This is a genomic window from Kitasatospora sp. NPDC051914, assembly GCF_040680995.1.
Classification (GTDB): Bacteria; Actinomycetota; Actinomycetes; order Streptomycetales; family Streptomycetaceae; genus Kitasatospora.
Genome location: NZ_JBFAXX010000036.1, coordinates 1 through 17,395, shown reverse-complemented (window position 1 = coordinate 17,395; position 17,395 = coordinate 1). Strand labels below are relative to the sequence as shown.

The window sequence follows — 17,395 nt, the reverse complement described above, 5'->3', positions numbered from 1 at the left end:
TCCGTGTGACCACGAACGTGGGAGGACATTAGACAGAGTTAAGTTCAAACCGCAAACATGTGTGATGCCGATCACAGTCGATCTTGAATGAATTCATGATCGATTCTTCGGTGTGATCGTGATCGAATTCGGCCGCTTCTGCGCAAAACTCTTGGGTCGAAACGGGCTTGTTTATGCTTCAGGCGTCGGGCCCGGGCGGGGCCCGGGGGAGGGGTGGGCCGATCATGGAGCACGGTGACGGGATGCCCGAAGGGGTGCCGCGGCGGGCGGGCTCGCACCGTCGCCCGGGGCGCCGCCGGCTGCTCGGCTGGATCGCCGCGCCGGTCGCCGCCGCAGCGGTCGGCGGCGGGGAGTTGGCCCGCCGGGCGCTCGCCGCTCCGGCCGCCCCGCCGCCGGCCTCCGCGGCACCCTCCGCGGGCCCTGCAGGGGCCTCTGCCGGGCACGCGCACGCCGCCCCGGCCCCGGCCGAGCCCTCGCCTTCCCCGGTCGATCTGACGGGCCGCCGTTGGTCGGACGCGGCCGGCTGGGGCGGCGCCGTACCCGGCTCGAAGAGCGCCGTGCGGATCGCCGACCGGGTGCTGCTGGACGTGGACGCCGCGGTCGGCTCGCTGCTCGTGGAGCCGGGCGGTTCGCTGGTCTTCGCCCCCGGGCGCAGCGTCGCGCTGGCCTCGGCGGGCAGCGTCGAGGTGCGCGGCACCCTGGTGCTGGCCCCCGCGGACGGCTCCGTGCACGCCCTGAGATTTCCATCTGTGGACGAACGATCCTTCCGGGGCGGCGGCATGACGGTGGTGGAGGGGGACACCGGCCTCTGGGTCACCGGCTCCGGCTACCTGCGACTGGACGGCGCCGCCAAGACCGCGTGGGTGCGGGCCGCGGCCGCGCTGAAAGCCGGCGCCATCGAGCTGCAGCTGGCCGAGCCGCCGACCGGCTGGCAGCCCGGCGACGAGCTCGCCGTCACCCCGACCGGACCCCCCGACGAGGACGACTTCTCCACCCGGTACGATCTGTGCACGATCAGACGGATCGACGGCCGCACCGTCACGCTGACCGCACCCCTGGCGCACGCCCACCCGCGCGTCGCGGTCGGCGGCGGCGTCACCGCGGGCGCCGAGGTGCTCAACCTGACCCGCAGCGTGCGGATCGAGGGCACCCCCCGCGGTCGTACCCACGTCCACCTGACCAGCTCCCGGCGGGCCGACGTCCGGCACGCCGCCCTCCGCTGGGTCGGCCCCCGCAAGGCGGGCAAGGAGACCTGGAACGGCACCCCGGTCACCGAGCCGGTCCTCGGCCGGTACGGGCTGCACTTCCACATGCTCGGCGACGCCTCCCGCGGCACGGCCGTCGAGGGCGTCGTCGTCCGCGACGCCGGCAGCCACGCCTTCGTCCCGCACGCCAGCCACGGCATCACCTTCCGCAGCTGCATCAGCCACGACACCTGGGAGGACGCCTACTGGTGGGACGGGCCGACGGACACCCGCACCCCGCAGGAGCCGTCCGACGACATCGCCTACGAGTCCTGCGTGGCCTCCCGCACCGTGTACGAGCCCGTCCCGCGCGGCTACCGGCTCACCGGCTTCTCGCTCGGGGCGGGCACCGGCGGCACCGCCCGCGACTGCGTGGCGGTCGGCGTCCAGGGCGCCGCCGGCGCCTCCGGCTACGAGTGGCCGGAGACCAGCGAGGGCGTCTGGACCTTCGAACGCTGCCTCGCCCACAACAACCTGCAGAACGGGATCTTCGTCTGGTTGAACGCCCGCCACCACCACACCGTCGACCGTTTCGTGGCCTACCACAACGGCGGCTGGGGCATCGAGCACGGCGCCTACCTCAACGACTTCGACTACACCTCCGGCGTGCTGTACGGCAACGCCGCCGGGGGAGTGGCCGTGCACGCCCTCGGCCGCGACAAGGGCACCGTCTTCGACGGCATGCTCATCGACGCCGCAGGGCAGTCCGACTGCGCCGTCGCCACCGCCAAGCATCAGCTCGCCGGAACGACGGTGACGATCGGCCGGAGCCGCCTGACGGGCTACCGGAAGGCCGGAGTGGCCTTCCGTGCCGCCCCCGACGGCGAGCCGGACGACATCGCGGTGCTCGACTGTTCCTTCGGCGGCAACGAGGTCTGGCTGGACCCGCAGTCCCCGCCGCCCACCCGGATCGTGCTGCGCAGGGCCGGCGAGCGTCAGGCCGTGCGGCTGGAGCCGGGCGCCGGCAAACCGCAGTGGAACGCGGCGGCGGCACCCGTCGCCGTGGACGGCCCGCCCCGTGCCGTCAGCACCCCCTCGATCCGGCTCGCGGACGCCGCGGCGCCCACCCGGCGGCTGCCCGTCTGAGGTGCGGGTCCGACGCGGACCTCCCTTTCGTGCGGATCCGGTGAGGGTCGCGCAGGTTCGGTGTGCATGTGCGGGCATGGCGAAGGGCCCCGACCGCTCCGGTCGGGGCCCTTCGCCCGTGCTCACTGCTCGGCCGCGGGCTCCTCGGCCTCGGCGGCCTGCTCCTGCTCCTGCTCCTCGACCGGCGCCGGCGCGGGCAGCGCGGCCAGGTACGTGGAGGCGATCAGCTGGCCGACGGCCGGGTAGGCGCCCAGCGGCGCGGCGCTCGGGCAGCCGGTCTCCTCGGCGGCGGTCGCCAGCAGCTCCGAGTCGGCCTCCGGGCCGATCACCAGCGGAGCCAGCGCGGGACGCTGCGAACCCGTGGCCTTCAGGTGGTCCACCGCGGCGGCCACCGAGCCGGGCACGTCCAGTGCCGCGGCCACCACCGGCACCGCGAGGCGGGCGGCCAGCAGCACGCCGGTGATCCCGGCCGCGGCAGCGGCCTCCTCACCGCCGGACACGGTCAGCACCACGCCGTCGGCGGAGGTCGCGATGGCGAACAGCCGGGCGCGGTCGGCGCGGGCCAGACCGGCCTCGGAGAGGCGGACGTGGACGGCCTCGGCGAGCAGCGGGTGCGGGCCCAGCGGATCGGTCACCGGGGAGCCGGCGCCGGCCGCGACCTCGTGCAGCTCCGTCAGGAAGCCGTGCGGGCCGGGCAGCAGCGGGACGACGATCGGCGGCGGCGCGCCGTTGCCGGCGGCCATGGCCAGCAGGCCGGCGACGGTCGGGGCGTCCTCCGCCTCGTCCGCGAGGTAGCCGGCGGCGATCTCGATGCCCGGCTGCTCGCCGCGCACGATGGAGAGCAGCTCGTCGACGATCGGGCGGGCCTCCGGGCCGGCCGTGGCCGGCACGGCCAGCAGCAGGGCCGGGGAGCCGGCCGGGACCTCGGGGCGCTCGGGACGGCGGTGGCGCCCCCGCGCACGGGAGCCTGGCGTACGGACGGGCAGTGGCGCGCCCGGGATGGCTGCGGTGCTCATGGCGGAGATCGTAGGACATTCCGGGGTCCGGACTGCAGTCGACTCCCGTGAGGGGTTGGTGGTGACGGCGCAACCCCGGACATAAGCGCGCAAAGCTCTACGCCGTGCGCCGGATGCCCGCGTGACGCGGCTCACAGTGGCTGATGTGACTGCGCGTAAGCTCCGATACGAAGGTTGAGGATCGACGGGCCGCAGGGCCGCCCGCACCCACCGTGATCGTCCCGGTGGACCTCTGGGTCGGCTTGCCCTGGTTTGCCCAGATTGATGCACCCGGATTCGACGCTACTGATGGGTCAAATGCACGCGCTTTGTCCCGTGCTGATGCACGTGCAGGCCAGCTATCATCACGTCAAGTGAGGCGAACGCCAGGCTTTGGGAGAAGACCATGGGTGACACGTACAACGGCATGGCGGCGACGGACCTCGATGGGGTGGTCTGGCAGAAGAGCCGGCACAGCAACTCGCAGGGCAACTGCGTCGAGTTCGCGGCCCTCCCGGGCGGCGAGGTCGCCGTGCGCAACTCCCGTTTCCCGGACGGGCCCGCGCTCATCTACACCCGTGCCGAGATAGCCGCACTGCTCCTCGGGGCGAAAGACGGGGAGTTCGACCACCTGGCGACCTGACGGGGCGCCGGCCCGCGGCGGCACGCGGGCCCGGTGCGTCGGGCGGCCGGTGGGGGTGTCGTGCCGACGAGGTTCTGCCGGGCGGGGCTGCGCCGGTGGGCGATGCGCCGGGAGTCGTTCGCGCCGGCAGTTGTTGTACCGGCAGTTGTTGCACCGGTGGTCGTTGCACCGATATATGAGGGCCGTCGTGGAGGATCGCCGCGGCGGCCCGGTTGTGTCTGCGGCCGCCTTCCGACTTCCCGGGGCCGCAGCTCCCGGGGTCAGATCGAGCGGTGCCGACCGGTGCCGGTGGCCGGGGCTGATTCGAACAGGGCCCAGACGACCTTGCCCGCGCCGGCCAGCGGGTGCCAGCCCCAGGAACTGCTGAAGGAATCGACCAGGTGCAGGCCGCGACCGGACTCCGCCACGAAGTCCGCCTCCCGCGCGACCGGGCCCTGGCTGCTGGGGTCGCTCACCGCGCACACCACCTGCGGGGCGCGGTGCACCAGGCTTATGCGTATGGGGGTACGGCTGTCCGCCGCCTGCAGCCGGCTCGGTTGCGCGGGCACCTGGACGCCCTGGCCGGTGCAGCCGTCCGGCGGTGCACCCACCGCGTGGCGCAGCGCATTGGTCACCAACTCCGAGGCCACCAGGGCGACATCGTCGAAGAGCGACTCGAGTCCCCAGTTCCGCAGGGTGGTCCTGGCGAAGTCGCGGGCCGATCTGACGGCTTCGTAGCGAGGGGCGAGGGTACAGCTGACCACGTACGGGTCGGCAGCGATGGCCGTACCGGTGCTCATGAAGAGCTCCTCCCATAAGGGGGCGGACACGGCGGGACCCACCCGGGTCATGCCGGTCACCTCCGACTCGCTCGGCCGCTCGGCCGTTCGCCCGTAAGCCCGGACCCGCACACGAACTCCCGGCCGCACAGGGGAGCGGCCGGGAGGGCATGGGGGGTCGCGCGTTCGGTCGACGCGAAGCCCGCGGAGTTGTCAGGTGCGTGCAAGTGCACGTGCACCATGGTCCTCTGCGCTCACTGCAGATGCAAGAGTCGATTCACGTGCAATCGCATGATTGGCATATGCAAGGAGCGGATGCACGTGCAAGATGGAGGAAGTGATGCAGAAATAGGAGAACCTTGCGCCACTACGGGCACCGAGCGCGCCCAACTGATGGCAGACTGTGCGCTGTTTGACCCGAGGTGGAGGTTCCGACCGCATGACCACAGTTCAGCCCGGCGGGGGCTCGATGGTGCGCCGCATCCTCCTCGGCTCCCAGCTGCGGCGCCTGCGCGAAGGACGCGGCATCACCCGCGAGGACGCCGGCTACACCATCCGCGCCTCCGAGTCGAAGATCAGCCGCATGGAGCTCGGCCGCGTCTCCTTCAAGGAGCGCGACGTCGCCGACCTCCTCAGCCTCTACGGCGTCGACGACACCACCGAGCGCGAGGCGCTGCTCGGACTCGTCCGCGAGGCCAACAAGTCCGGCTGGTGGCACAGCTTCAACGACGTCCTGCCCGGCTGGTTCCAGACGTACGTCGGCCTGGAGGAGGCCGCCGCCCTCATCCGCACCTACGAGGTGCAGTTCATCCCCGGTCTGCTGCAGGCCGAGGAGTACGCGCGCGCCGTCTTCTCCCAGAGCCGCCCCGCCATCGCCCCCGAGGAGCTCGAGCGCCGGGTCAGCCTGCGCATGCGTCGGCAGAACCTCCTGACCGAGGAGCGCGCCCCGCGCCTGTGGGCCGTCATCGACGAGGCCGCGCTGCGCCGCCCGGTCGGCGGCCCGGCCGTCATGCGGGCCCAGGTGCAGCACCTGATCGACATGGCCGACCGCCCGAACGTCACCATCCAGGTGATGCCGTTCCGCTTCGGCGCCCACGCCGGCGAGAGCGGGGCCTTCTCCATCCTGCGCTTCCCCGAGCAGGACCTCGCCGACGTCGTCTACCTGGAGCAGCTCACCAGCGCCCTCTACCTCGACAAGCGGGACGACGTCGACGCCTACATCCAGGTCATGGAGCGCCTCTGCGTCGACAGCCTGACGCCCGATCAGACCGTCGACCTGCTCACCTCCATCCTCAAGGAGCGCTGAACGGATCCGCGGCACAGGACGGAGGACGGTCGGGCGCCCCTGGCGGGGTGCCCGACTTTTTTTGACGACTCGTCTCAGCGGGCGACCGGTGCCGGTGAGGGCCGCAGGCCGAGGGGGCGGTCGGCGAACGCCTGTTCCGGGTCGACCTCGTAGCAGAGGTTGATGCTCGAGTCGCCGAGGGTGGTATCGACGAAGCGCTGGACGTCCCCGACGGACCCGGTCTCCCAGAGGCAGGTCACGGCGGAGCCGTCGACGTGCGGGTAGAACTGCAGCACCCGGGTGCCGTCCGGGGCGCCGGTGCCGTTCATGAGGGCCTGGCCGCGGGGGAACGCGGTCTCCGGGTTGAGGATCGTGTGCTGGACCACGACGTACATGGGAGTCCTCCTCGCTCGTGGTCGCTTTGTACCGACGGTTCGACGCTAGGCCCGCGGAGGCGGCCGCCGCGTCCCGCACATTCACCAAACCGGTGCGGGCGGGATGGTCAATCCTGGCCATGCGGCTCAGACGAGGCCGTGCTCCAGCGCGAACGTGCTCGCCGCGGTGCGAGAGGAGACGCCCAGCTTGCCGAAGATGTTCTGCAGGTGCCGGGCGACGGTGTGCTCGCTGATCACCAGGGCGGCGGCGATCTGCCGGTTGCTCGCGCCGCCTACTACCTCGCGGAGCACCTCGACCTCGCGCGGCGAGAGACCGTAGCCGCTCGCGCCCGTGCCGGTGTCCGGGCCGTCGTGGGCGAGCGAGTCGATGCGGGCGAGGTCCGGGCCGGCCCCGAGTTCGGCGAACACCGCACGGGCCGCCTGGAGTTCGAGGGCGGCGGTGTCGTCGTCACCCATCGCGTGGCAGGCGCGCGCCACCAGGACACGGGCCCGCGCCGCCTCGTACGGCACCTCGAGCTCCTGCCATCCGTGCCACGCCCGCCGCCCCGCGGCGAGACCGGTGGCGGCGTCGCCCCCGGCCAGTGCCGTGGAGGCCGAGCCGTACGCCGCCGCCGCGCGGAGCACCTCGCTGTCCTGGTGCTCGGCGATGGCCTCCAGCTGACGGGCGGCCTCGGCCGCGGCGTCGATGTCGCCGCCGGCCAGCACGATCTCGACGTACGCCGGCAGGAGGGCCGCCCGCTCCAGCTCCCGGGTGTGCTCGGACACGGCCCGGCGGATCGTTGCCGCCGCGGCCTCGCCGTTGCCCTGCGCCAGCCGCAGCAGCGCGAACCCGGGCTGCGGCTCGAACCCGCAGCGGTTGGCCTCCCGGTAGGCCTGCTCGGCCTCGGCCGGACGGCCCTGCAGCCGGTGGATCTCGCCCTGCCGGTAGAAGGCCTGCCCGCAGGCGATCCGGTTCAGCACCCCCCGGGTGTAGCGGCCGGTGGCCCGGCAGGCCTCGTCGAGTGCGGCGGGCCAGGCGCCGCCGTACTGCATGACCTCGGCGCGGTGCATCAGGCACAGTCCGTTGTGGGCGACCATCTGCGGCCGGCGCTCGCACCACCGGGTCAGTGCGTCCGTCCACTCGCGCACGTGGCGCAGGTCGTACAGGTCGTGGCAGAAGCTGATGGTGTTGCAGTAGACGATGCCGCTGACGACGGGCGACAGTGCGCCGGACTCGACGACCACGAGCGCCTCGTCCACCAGCCGGAGGCCCTCGTGGAGGCGGCCCAGGTTCATCAGCGCCCGGCCCTGCTCGTCACGCGCCAGCCACACCAGGTCGGCGTCGCCGAACCGCTCGCCGATCGCGGCGCCCTCGGCCGCCGTCGCGTGGCCGGCCTGCCAGTCGCCGCCGCCCATCTGGCCCAGCCACACGGGGATCAGCAGGTAGCCGCGTTCGACGCAGTCCCGCCCGTCGGCATCGAGGAGGCGCTCGCCCAGGGAGAACCACCCGCTCGCCCGCGCACCGTGGCCCCGGAACAGCATGCTGTGGCCGATCCACACCGCGCAGCGGACGGCCCGCGGCACGTCGCCGGCGTCCAGCCACCCCGCGTGGGCGCGTTCCAGCGCGGCCACGTAGTCCTCGTCGAGCCCGAGCATGTAGGCGGACCTGGCCAGCAGCTCCAGGTCGCCGGCGCCCACCGGTGCGGCCCTGTCGGCGGCGCTCAGGCTCTCGAATGCCTCGCGCCAGGCGTCGGCGGTGTAGCTCGCACGGCCCCGGACGAGATCGGTGCGGGTGTCCACGAGCCGATTATCGATCCGCCGGACCGGACCGGCAGAAGTGCGCGGCAGGCCCGGGCGGGCGTCGGCCGGCAGGGCCGGGGGGGCGGGATGTCACACCCGGGTCGAGGCCCCCGCGCGGGCGGACGTCTGGGCGCGCTCGGGCGCCTCGGGCTGCGGCGGTACGCCCAGGCACCACGGGAGCCCGTAGCGGGCGAAGAGATCCGCGCGGATCGGGGCCAGCGGCGTCGACGCCCCCGGCAGCAGGACGCCGATGCAGCCGCCCATCAGTGCGCTGCGCAGCACCGCGTGCTCGGCGACCGGGTCGGGTGCGCCCCAGTCCTTCAGCAGGCCGCGCAGGATCGCGCCGAGCTGCTGCTGCTCCGGGTCCTGGACGAAGGCGCCGACGTCCGGGTCGAGGATCAGGGCCAGGTGCGAGCGCATCACCCGCGGGTGGTCCAGGGCGAGGCCGAGGACGGCGTCGATGGCCCGCGCCAGCCGGGCGTCGGGGGAGGCCCCGGCGGGCAGCTCCGCCAGGGCGGCGGCCAGCTCCAGATGCATCAGTCGATGGGTGGCGGCCTGCATCAACAGCCGTTTGCCGTCGAAGTAGTACGAGACCAGACCACGTGCCAGCCCTGCCTGCTCGGCTATGTCGCCGAGGGTCGTCCCGGCGTATCCCCGCTGGTCCACGAGTTCCACGGTGGCGCGCATGATGCGGCGGCGGGAGCGCCGGCGCATCTCCTCATTGACCGATTCCCCGCGAGGTGCCATCGTGTCTGCTCCGTACGTTGACTGGCTCCCGGCCAATATACTGGCCGGGCCCGTCGCGGCACGGCCGGACGAGTCGGGCCGAGGCCGTCGGCGGCGGTGTACGGCGAACGCCGGCTCCACCAACACGGGGGTTTGGTGGAGCCGGCGTTGCCGTGTTCCCCGGCAGTCCGCGGCCCGTCCGGCGGGACGGAGCGGGCGGCGCGGCCGGTGCCGATCAGCGGTCGGCGAGGACCTTTCGTGAGGTGCCGACCGGCTCCCCGGCCGCGGCAGTCGGGTCGCCGACGGGAGCGACAGCAGCGGCCTCCCCGGTCGGCCTGACCGGGCGGCGCTCCAGGACCCATCCGACCGTCGTCACCAGCAGCGCCACCAGCGAGACCCCGGCCACCAGCAGCAGGGCCGGGCGGTACCCGTCGAGCTGGGCCTGCGGGCTCTGGCCGCCGGCACTGCCCGCGGTGATCACCGCGGTGGCGGCGGCGAGGACGATCGCACTGCCGACCTGGAAGGCCGTGTTGACCAGGCCCGAGGCGAGCCCCTGCTCGTCGTCGGCGACCCCGTTGGTGGCGGCGATGTTGACCGACGGGAAGGCGAGCGCGAAGCCCACGCCGAGCAGCACCATGCTCGGCAGCACCAGGCCCAGGAATCCGGAGTGCTCGTCCAGCCGGAGGAAGAGCGCGTAGCCGGCGGTCAGCGACAGCACACCGAGCGGCAGCAGCCGGGCGGTGCCGAACCGGTCGACCACGGCCCCCATCTTCGTCGCCGACAGGGCGACCAGGGCGCCCGCCGGGAGGAAGGCGAGGGCCATCTCCAGCGCCGACCAGCCCAGCAGCCGCTGCAGGTAGAGCGTGGCGATGAACTGGAAGCCGGCGTACGACCCGAAGACCGCCAGCGCCGCGATGTTGGCCCGGGTGACCCCGCCGTTGCGGAAGATGCCGAGGCGGACCAGCGGGTGGGCCGCCCGGGACTCGATCACCAGGAAGAGGGCCATCAGCACCGCCACGGCGGCCAGCGAGCCGATCGTGCGGGCGCTCGCCCAGCCGGCGTTCTGCGCCTCCGTCACGGTGAAGACGAGCAGGAGCAGGGAGCCGGTGCCGGTGATCGCGCCCGCCACGTCGTACCCGGAGGTGCCGCGCGGCGGGGCGGGCTGCCGCGGCAGCAGCCGGAAGGCGGCGGCCAGGGCGATCAGCGCGACGGGGACGGGCATCAGGAACGTCCAGCGCCAGCCGGCCGAGGTGAGCAGGCCGCTGAGCACCAGGCCGAGCGAGAAGCCGCTGGCGCCGCAGGTCGTGTAGATGGAGAGCGCGCGGTTGCGGGCAGGGCCCTCGGCGAAGGTCGTGGTGATGATCGACAGGCCGGCCGGGGCGGTGAACGCGGCGCTCACGCCCTTGAGGAAGCGGGCGGCTATCAGCAGGCCGCCGTCGTCCACCAGGCCGCCGAGCAGCGAGGCGGCGGCGAAGACGGCGAGGGCGATCAGGAAGACGCGGCGCCTGCCGAGCAGGTCCGCGGCGCGGCCGCCGAGCAGCAGCAGGCCGCCGTAGCCGAGCACGTAGCCGCTGACCACCCACTGGAGGGCGGAGGTGGACAGGTGCAGGTCGGTGCCGATGGACGGCAGGGCCACGCCCACCATCGAGACGTCGAGGGCGTCGAGGAAGAGGGCGGCGCAGAGGACGACGAGGGTGCCCCACAGTCGTGGGCTCCAGGCCTGAGTCGTCGACGGGTCGTCAGATGCGGTCGTCATGGCAATGAGAGTACATGCGCATGCATCCAGTGCAAGTGAATTTAATGCACCTGCATTAGATGTGCGGGCATGTGCTAGCCTTGCAGGGTGGCTGAACCGGACCTTGCCCCAGAGTCCGCCCTCGTGTTCGAGTGGCGGGACGTGCTCGCGCGGCACGCCGCCGTCTCCTGCGCGCTGGATCGCGCCCTGGGCGAGCAGTACGGCCTCGGCATGAGCGAGTTCGAGGTGCTGGAGCGCCTCTGGGAGGACGAGCTGCGCGAGGGCCCCGGCAAGCTCCGGGTCCAGGAGATAGCGCAGACGGTGCACCTCAGCCAGAGCGCCCTCTCGCGGCTGATCGGCCGGCTGGAGAAGGACGGCCTGGTCGGCCGGGTGATGTGCGAGCTCGACCGCCGCGGCATCTTCGTCGCCCTCACCGACGACGGGCGCGCCCGCTACCTGGAGGCCAAGCCGCTCCACCGCGAGGTGCTCGCCCGCACCCTCGGCTGAGGCTCTCGCCGGAGGCCGTGAGCAGTGCGCCCTACAGCACGGCGGCCAGCGCCGGGGCCAGTGCCACCAGCACCACCCCCGCGGGAGCCACCAGGGCCGCGAGCGTCAGCCGCAGCCGGTGGAGCACCGTCAGCCGCGGCCGCCCGGCCAGCAGCCGGTCCACCCGCCGCGGCGCCTGCGCCAGATGATGCGGCGGGCACGAGCCGAACACGCGGCGTCCGGCGTTGATCTCCACCAGGGCCAGCGCCGTGGTGAGCCGCCCGTGCCGCCTCGCCGCCCGGTCGTCGGCCGCCAGCTCCACCAACTCGCCGACCTGGTGCCGGAACGCGCTGAACACGCCCACCCCCGGGAACCCGGTCGCCAGGGCCTCCGCGCACTGCGCCAGCCAGTGGTGCCGGGCCCGCACATGGCTGCGCTCGTGGCTCAGCACGGCGGCCAGCTCACGGTCGGTCAGCTGCTGCAGGGCGCCGGTGGTGACCACCAGGCGGGCCTCCGGGCCGGGCAGCGACCAGGCCTCGGGGCGGACGTTCTCCAGCACCACCAGCCGCTCGCCGGTGCGCCGCTCCGCGCCGGAGCGGTTGCCCGCCGTCAGCTCGGCGGGCAACTCCGGTGCGCGATCGTCCAGATGGGCCTGCCGGGCGCCGCGCAGCGCACGGGCGGCGCGCACCTCGCGGGTCAGCGCCACCGCGGTCTGCAGCGCGCCCAGCGCGAGCAGAGCGGCCGTCAGACGCCCCCAGCCCTCCGCGCCCGCAAGGCCGTACGCCTCCTCCACCCCCGACGGTGCGCCGGCGAACACCGCCTCCCGCAGCGCGGGGAGCGCGGCCGCACAGGCGAGCAGCAGACTGAGCAGGCAGCAGAGCAGCACGGCAACGACCAGGGACTGCCAGGCGAGCAGGGCCAGCACGGGTTCTCGCTCGGGCCAGCGGGCCCGGGCCAGCCGGCCCGGCGCCACGGTGGCGAGCAGCAGTCCGAGCAGCAGCAGGCTCAGCAGGGCCGTCATGACAGGGGCTCCCCCGAGGAGCGGTCAGGAGCGCGACAGTGCGCTGCTCCCAACCTATGCGCCCGGCGCCCGCCGTGGAACGGGTTCGGTGCACAGGTGACCAACGACACCCCGTCAGGCTCTTCGGGCCACCGCCAGGACGTGGGGCGGCGGGCCGTTCCCGCACGGACGGAGCCGCAGGGGCCGGCCCGGGGCGGTGAACGCGGGCCCTCACATCGTCAGCAGCATGGCGAACATCCCGATGCCCATCGCCACCCGGCAGGCCCGGACCGTCCTGTCCTCCCCGTGCCCCGGCCCGACGACCCCGCCGGCCCCGGCCGCCACCCCCGCCACCGCGCCCGGGACGGACAGCAGCCGGCTCCCGGCCCACAGCGTGTACCCGCCGAAGTAGAGCAGCAGCACGCCGGTCAGCAGCGGCAGCCCCATCGGGGCGGCGGCTGCGCCGGGGACTCCCGCTGTGTGGTGGGGGTGCGCGGGGGCCCCGGCCATGGCGAGCGCCGAGTAGGCCATGGCGAGCGCCCCGACGCCGTGGTGCAGCCGGTGCACCCGCCCGCCCCGCACCGCGAGGGCGCTTAGCACCAGCCCGCCGGCGAGCACGGTGAACAGCCAGCCCCAGAGGGCCCCCGGGAGGACGGCCATGCCCGCCATCCCCACCGCCATCGCGGCCTCCGCGGCATCGCCCTCCCGGTGCGCGGCAGTGCAGCCCGGATGCCGCAGCCGCAGGACGCACAGTGCGGCGGAGCCCGCGGACAGCCCCGCCAGCAACCACGTGACGACGGCCGGACCGTGCACGGCGCCCTCCCGACCGGTGCGTACGGACAGTACGTCCACGATCACCGATGGCGGCCGGGGGCAGCAGGGCGCGCAGGGGGGCGCACGGTGGTGCTGCTCCGGCCGGAACGCCGGGTCGCGCCCCGGCCCGTCCTCGGGGCGAGGCGCCGGGGGCGGGGGAGCGGTGCCCGGCCGGCGGGGCGCGCCCGCCCCGGTGGCGGGGCCGCGGGTCGCGCGGGATGGTCGGGATACGGCGGCACCGCCGTACCGCGACGATGCCCCGGCGACCGTCCGGCCGCCCCGCTGCCCGCCGTCCCGGCACCGCCCGGGACAGCCCCGAGGGGTGATCGAACGGCCGGATTTCCCGCCGTGAAGCCCGTGAGCCGCAGGATTGCCCGGTAGACCCCCCTTGAACAGAAGAACCTTTCGTATCTATGGTGGGTACGTCGCAATACCTCCTGTCGAAGTGAGTCTCCGATGCAGAATCTTTCGCCGACGCTCGCCGTAGCGGGCGATGCTTCCGCCTCTCCGGCCGGCCACCCCGCGTGGCTCCGTCTCAAGGACGCGGTGGAGGCCCTCCGCCCGCTGCAGTCCAAGGACGGCTCCATCGACCTCTCCGACGTCCAGCGCACCACCGTCGACCCGCTGGTCGAGACGGTGCTCACCTCGGTGCAGGAGCTCGCCCCCCTCTTCCCGCACGACGCCGCGTACCTCGCCGCCGTCCAGGACGACCTGCGCAAGTGGGCCGACACCGGGTACCGCGAGCCCGACTTCCTCGACTCGCTGCTCGCCTTCCAGCCCGCCGAGCAGCGCGCGGACGGCCTCGAGCACCTCGTCGTCTTCCCCATGTACACCCAGAACGGCAACCCGGACCGCAACCTCGAGGCCGTCCTCCTGAAGGTCGTCTGGCCGGACTGGCTGGCCGAGCTGGAGCGCGAGCGCTTCGACAACCCGATGTTCGTGCCGATCACCTTCACCGACTTCACGGCCGGCTACGACACCAACTCCGCCGTGCTCTTCCCGGAGACCGTGGCCGTCCGCAAGGCGCCGGAACGTTTCACCTGGGGCGGCATCTTCTGCGACCGCGAGGCGGCCCGCTTCCGCGCCGTCTCCACCAGCGCCGTCGAGCTGCTCGGCCTGGAGATCCCCGAGGACGCCACCGGCCTCCTCAAGGACCAGGACCGCGCCCAGCAGACCTTCGTGCTGTGGGACCTCATCCACGACCGCACCCACAGCCACGGCGACCTGCCGTTCGACCCCTTCATGATCAAGCAGCGCAGTCCGTTCTGGATGTACGGCCTGGAGGAGCTCCGCTGCGACCTCACCGCCTTCAAGGAGGCCGTGAAGCTGCAGGCCGAGGGCTACGCCCAGGGCCGGGACGTCCAGTACGCGATCCTCTTCGACCGCCTCTTCCGCTTCCCCGTCAGCGGGGACCGCGTCCGCAACTACGACGGCATGGGCGGCCAGCTGCTCTTCGCGTACCTGCACAAGCACGACGCGCTGCGCTGGCGCGACAACCGCCTCTCCATCGACTGGGACCGCGTCGCCGAGGTCACCAACCAGCTGTGCGGCGAGATCGAGAACCTCTACCGCGACGGCATCGACCGCCCGAAGACGGCCCACTGGATCGCCGCCTACGAGCTGGTCTCCCGCTACCTCACCCCGCACCCGGCCTCCACCTGGGCCAAGGGCACCGAGGCGCTCCCGCTCGACATCACCGACGGCAAGGCCCTCAACAAGGCCCTGTGCGACGCGGTCAAGCCGGACGAGTTCCCGCTCAGCATGTTCTACGAGGCCCTCGCCAAGAAGCTGGGCGGCGTCATCGCCGCCACCACCGGCATCACCGGCGCCGGCGTGCAGGGGGTCGCCGCGTGACCGCCCGCCTCGAAGGCAAGGTGATCGCCGTCGCCGGGGCCAGCGGCCCCGCCGGCCAGGCCACGATGCGCCGCCTCGCCGCCGACGGTGCCACCGTCATCGGCGCCGACATCGACCAGCAGCGCCTCGACAAGGCCCTCGACAGCGTCCGCACCACCGTGCCCGGCGCCAAGGTCGACGGCCAGGTCATCGACCTCCTCGACCCGCAGGAGGTGCACGACTGGGCCGACCACCTGGAGGCCGAGCACGGCCACGTCGACGGCCTGCTCCACCTGGTCGGCGGCTGGCGCGGCAGCAAGACCTTCTTCGACAGCCGCATCGACGACTGGGACTTCCTGCACGACACCGTCGTCCGCACCCTGCAGCACACCTCGCTGGCCTTCCAGCCCGCGCTGGTCCGCAGCGGCGGCCGCTACGCCATGGTGTCCGCGGCCGCGGCCCACAAGCCGACCGCCGGCGGCGCCGCGTACGCCGCCGCGAAGGCCGCCACCGAGGCCTGGACGCTGGCCATGGCGGACTCCTTCGTGAAGGAGACCACCTCCGGGAACGGCGTGCCCACCGCCGCAGCTGCCATCCTGGTGATCAAGGCCCTGGTCTCCCCGGAGATGCGGGCCGAGAAGCCGGAGGCCAAGTTCGCCGGATTCACCGACACCGCCGACCTGGCCGAGACCCTGGCGGGCCTCTGGGACCGCCCCGCAGCAGAACTGAACGGACAGCACCTGTGGCTGACAGCCCGATGACCATCGGCACCGAAGGCGCCCGCACCGACGCGGTGCGGCACCACGACCCCGCCGTGCGTGGATTCGCCAGCGACAACTACGCCGGCATCCACCCGGAGATCCTCACCGCGATAGCCCTCGCCAACGACGGCCACCAGGTCGCCTACGGCGAGGACGACTACACCGCCCACCTGCAGCAGGTCTTCCGCCGCCACTTCGGCGACCGGGCCGAGGCGTACCCCGTCTTCAACGGCACCGGCGCCAACGTGGTCGCCCTGCAGGCCCTCCTGCCGCGCTGGGGCGCGGTGATCGCCGCCGAGTCCGCGCACATCAACGTGGACGAGTGCGGCGCGCCGGAGAAGATCGCCGGGATCAAGATCCTCACCGTCCCCACCCCGGACGGCAAGCTCACCCCCGAGCTGATCGACCAGCAGGCCTGGGGCTGGGACGACGAGCACCGCGCGCAGCCGCTCGCCGTCTCCATCACCCAGAGCACCGAACTCGGCACCGTCTACACCGCCGAGGAGATCAAGGCGATCTGCGACCACGCCCACGAGCGCGGCATGCTCGTGCACGTGGACGGCTCCCGGCTCGCCAACGCCGCAGCGACCCTCGGCCGCCCGTTCCGCGAGTTCACCACGGACGCCGGCGTGGACGTGCTGTCCTACGGCGGCACCAAGAACGGCCTGATGCTGGGCGAGGTCGTGGTCGTGCTCAACCCCGAGCGCGTCCGCAACCTCAAGTACCTGCGCAAGATGTCGATGCAGCTCGCGTCGAAGATGCGCTTCGTCTCCGTGCAGTTCGAGGCGCTGCTCGCCGGCGACTTGTACCTGCGCAACGCCGGCCACGCCAACGCGATGGCCAAGCGCCTGGAGGCGGCCGTCAGCGGGATCGACGGCGTGACGGTCGTCCGCCCGGTGCAGGCCAACGCCGTGTTCGCGATCCTCCCGCGCGAGGTCAGCGAGCGGCTGCAGAAGCGCTACCGCTTCTACTTCTGGAACGAGCACACCGGCGAGGTGCGCTGGATGGCGTCCTTCGACACCAGTGAGGCCGACATCGACGCCTTCGCGGCAGCGATCGCCGAGGAGATGGGCCGGGTCTGACCTGACCCGACGACCGGCCCCTCGAGGCTCGGCACCGACGGCCCCGGCGCGGAAACCCGCGCCGGGGCCGTCGCCGTTCGTGCGGCCCCGGCCGGTGGCCTGCGGCGCAGTTTTGCATCCGCTCCCGGATCGGCGTAGTGTTCACTGGTCGCTCGGCAGGGAGCACCGGACACGCGTCTGCGCGGACGGTCCCGGAGCGGCCAATCCCTTGAAACACCACTTCCCGGCTCGGGCTGGGTCGCGTCTTGTCGCGTCCCAGTGCGAATTCGGCGTGCCTGTTTATAGGAATTGCATTCGGATTGCGGCCGATTCGCTTCTCGGAGCGGGGATCGGCTAAGGTTTGAAACGTCGGGCGGGCCGCAGGGCCGGTTCCGGCAAAGCGGTGGAGAAAGCAAGTCGGCGAAGAGCACTGACTCGGGTCTGATAAGCTGGAAACACGAAAGAGCGAAACGCCCGGAGGGTCCGCTGGAAGGCGGTCCGAAGGAAGTGTCCGTTCCTTGAGAACTCAACAGCGTGCCAAAAGTCAACGCCAGATATGTTGACATCCCCGGCCGGTCGGTCATCGATCGGTTGGAGATTCCTTTTGAAATAACACAGCGAGGACGCAGTGCGCGGGGCCGCCCTATTCCGGTGGTTGCCGTGCCGCTCAACGCGAGTGTGCACCCGATGACGGGTAAAGCATTCACGGAGAGTTTGATCCTGGCTCAGGACGAACGCTGGCGGCGTGCTTAACACATGCAAGTCGAACGGTGAAGCCCTTCGGGGTGGATCAGT

15 protein-coding genes and 1 rRNA gene are annotated in these 17,395 nt (G+C 72.7%); 8 read left to right on the top strand and 8 right to left on the bottom strand.

What is annotated here, in order from left to right:
• Positions 1-224: 224 nt before the first annotated feature.
• Positions 225-2,330 carry a hypothetical protein gene (locus AB0M03_RS23380; protein ID WP_363493865.1) on the top strand — a complete coding sequence of 702 codons (2,106 nt, stop codon included), beginning with the start codon at positions 225-227 and terminating at the stop codon, positions 2,328-2,330.
• Positions 2,331-2,452: 122 nt separating this feature from the next.
• Here the strand turns inward: AB0M03_RS23380 and AB0M03_RS23375 are convergent, their stop codons facing one another.
• Positions 2,453-3,346: a hypothetical protein gene (locus AB0M03_RS23375; RefSeq protein ID WP_363493863.1), complete on the bottom strand. Its 894-nt coding sequence runs from the start codon at positions 3,344-3,346 to the stop codon at positions 2,453-2,455.
• A gap of 385 nt (positions 3,347-3,731) precedes the next feature.
• Between AB0M03_RS23375 and AB0M03_RS23370 the strand changes: the two genes are divergently transcribed.
• On the top strand, positions 3,732-3,968 hold the full coding sequence (locus AB0M03_RS23370; RefSeq protein WP_363493861.1) for a DUF397 domain-containing protein: 237 nt from the start codon (positions 3,732-3,734) through the stop codon (positions 3,966-3,968).
• Between the two features lie 260 nt (positions 3,969-4,228).
• Here the strand turns inward: AB0M03_RS23370 and AB0M03_RS23365 are convergent, their stop codons facing one another.
• The gene (locus tag AB0M03_RS23365; RefSeq protein WP_363493859.1) at positions 4,229-4,747 is read right to left on the bottom strand and encodes an ATP-binding protein; all 519 of its coding nucleotides are present in this window, start codon (positions 4,745-4,747) and stop codon (positions 4,229-4,231) included.
• A 418-nt stretch (positions 4,748-5,165) separates the two neighbouring features.
• Here AB0M03_RS23365 and AB0M03_RS23360 point away from each other — a divergent pair, with 418 nt between their 5' ends.
• Positions 5,166-6,032, top strand: a complete 867-nt coding sequence (locus AB0M03_RS23360; protein ID WP_363493857.1) for a helix-turn-helix transcriptional regulator — start codon at positions 5,166-5,168, stop codon at positions 6,030-6,032.
• Between the two features lie 74 nt (positions 6,033-6,106).
• Here the strand turns inward: AB0M03_RS23360 and AB0M03_RS23355 are convergent, their stop codons facing one another.
• The 4 genes from AB0M03_RS23355 to AB0M03_RS23340 form a co-directional block, all read right to left on the bottom strand.
• Complete coding sequence (locus AB0M03_RS23355; protein WP_363493856.1) at positions 6,107-6,406, bottom strand: hypothetical protein; 300 nt, start codon at positions 6,404-6,406, stop codon at positions 6,107-6,109.
• Positions 6,407-6,532: 126 nt separating this feature from the next.
• Positions 6,533-8,185: a LuxR C-terminal-related transcriptional regulator gene (locus tag AB0M03_RS23350; RefSeq protein WP_363493854.1), complete on the bottom strand. Its 1,653-nt coding sequence runs from the start codon at positions 8,183-8,185 to the stop codon at positions 6,533-6,535.
• 90 nt (positions 8,186-8,275) lie between these two features.
• Entirely contained in the window at positions 8,276-8,899 is a 624-nt protein-coding gene (locus AB0M03_RS23345) for a helix-turn-helix domain-containing protein (RefSeq protein WP_363493852.1), read from the bottom strand.
• Between the two features lie 247 nt (positions 8,900-9,146).
• Positions 9,147-10,667, bottom strand: coding sequence for an MFS transporter (locus tag AB0M03_RS23340; protein ID WP_363493850.1), 1,521 nt, complete (start codon positions 10,665-10,667; stop codon positions 9,147-9,149).
• An 87-nt stretch (positions 10,668-10,754) separates the two neighbouring features.
• Here AB0M03_RS23340 and AB0M03_RS23335 point away from each other — a divergent pair, with 87 nt between their 5' ends.
• The gene (locus AB0M03_RS23335; protein ID WP_363493848.1) at positions 10,755-11,153 is read left to right on the top strand and encodes a MarR family transcriptional regulator; all 399 of its coding nucleotides are present in this window, start codon (positions 10,755-10,757) and stop codon (positions 11,151-11,153) included.
• Between the two features lie 31 nt (positions 11,154-11,184).
• On the opposite strand, the gene AB0M03_RS23330 is transcribed toward AB0M03_RS23335, so the two are convergent.
• Together AB0M03_RS23330 and AB0M03_RS23325 are read right to left on the bottom strand one after the other, a co-directional pair.
• Positions 11,185-12,153, bottom strand: a complete 969-nt coding sequence (locus AB0M03_RS23330; RefSeq protein ID WP_363493846.1) for a M56 family metallopeptidase — start codon at positions 12,151-12,153, stop codon at positions 11,185-11,187.
• A 210-nt stretch (positions 12,154-12,363) separates the two neighbouring features.
• Entirely contained in the window at positions 12,364-12,984 is a 621-nt protein-coding gene (locus AB0M03_RS23325; RefSeq protein WP_363493844.1) for a DUF5134 domain-containing protein, read from the bottom strand.
• Positions 12,985-13,401: 417 nt separating this feature from the next.
• Between AB0M03_RS23325 and AB0M03_RS23320 the strand changes: the two genes are divergently transcribed.
• The 4 genes from AB0M03_RS23320 to AB0M03_RS23305 all read left to right on the top strand — a co-directional run.
• Positions 13,402-14,799: a DUF6421 family protein gene (locus AB0M03_RS23320; RefSeq protein ID WP_363493842.1), complete on the top strand. Its 1,398-nt coding sequence runs from the start codon at positions 13,402-13,404 to the stop codon at positions 14,797-14,799.
• Positions 14,796-15,539 carry an SDR family NAD(P)-dependent oxidoreductase gene (locus tag AB0M03_RS23315; RefSeq protein WP_363493840.1) on the top strand — a complete coding sequence of 248 codons (744 nt, stop codon included), beginning with the start codon at positions 14,796-14,798 and terminating at the stop codon, positions 15,537-15,539. The genes AB0M03_RS23320 and AB0M03_RS23315 overlap by 4 nt, the downstream gene beginning before the upstream one ends.
• On the top strand, positions 15,536-16,621 hold the full coding sequence (locus AB0M03_RS23310) for a low specificity L-threonine aldolase (RefSeq protein ID WP_363493956.1): 1,086 nt from the start codon (positions 15,536-15,538) through the stop codon (positions 16,619-16,621). The genes AB0M03_RS23315 and AB0M03_RS23310 overlap by 4 nt, the downstream gene beginning before the upstream one ends.
• A gap of 681 nt (positions 16,622-17,302) precedes the next feature.
• A 16S ribosomal RNA gene (locus AB0M03_RS23305) occupies positions 17,303-17,395 on the top strand; the annotation flags it as partial.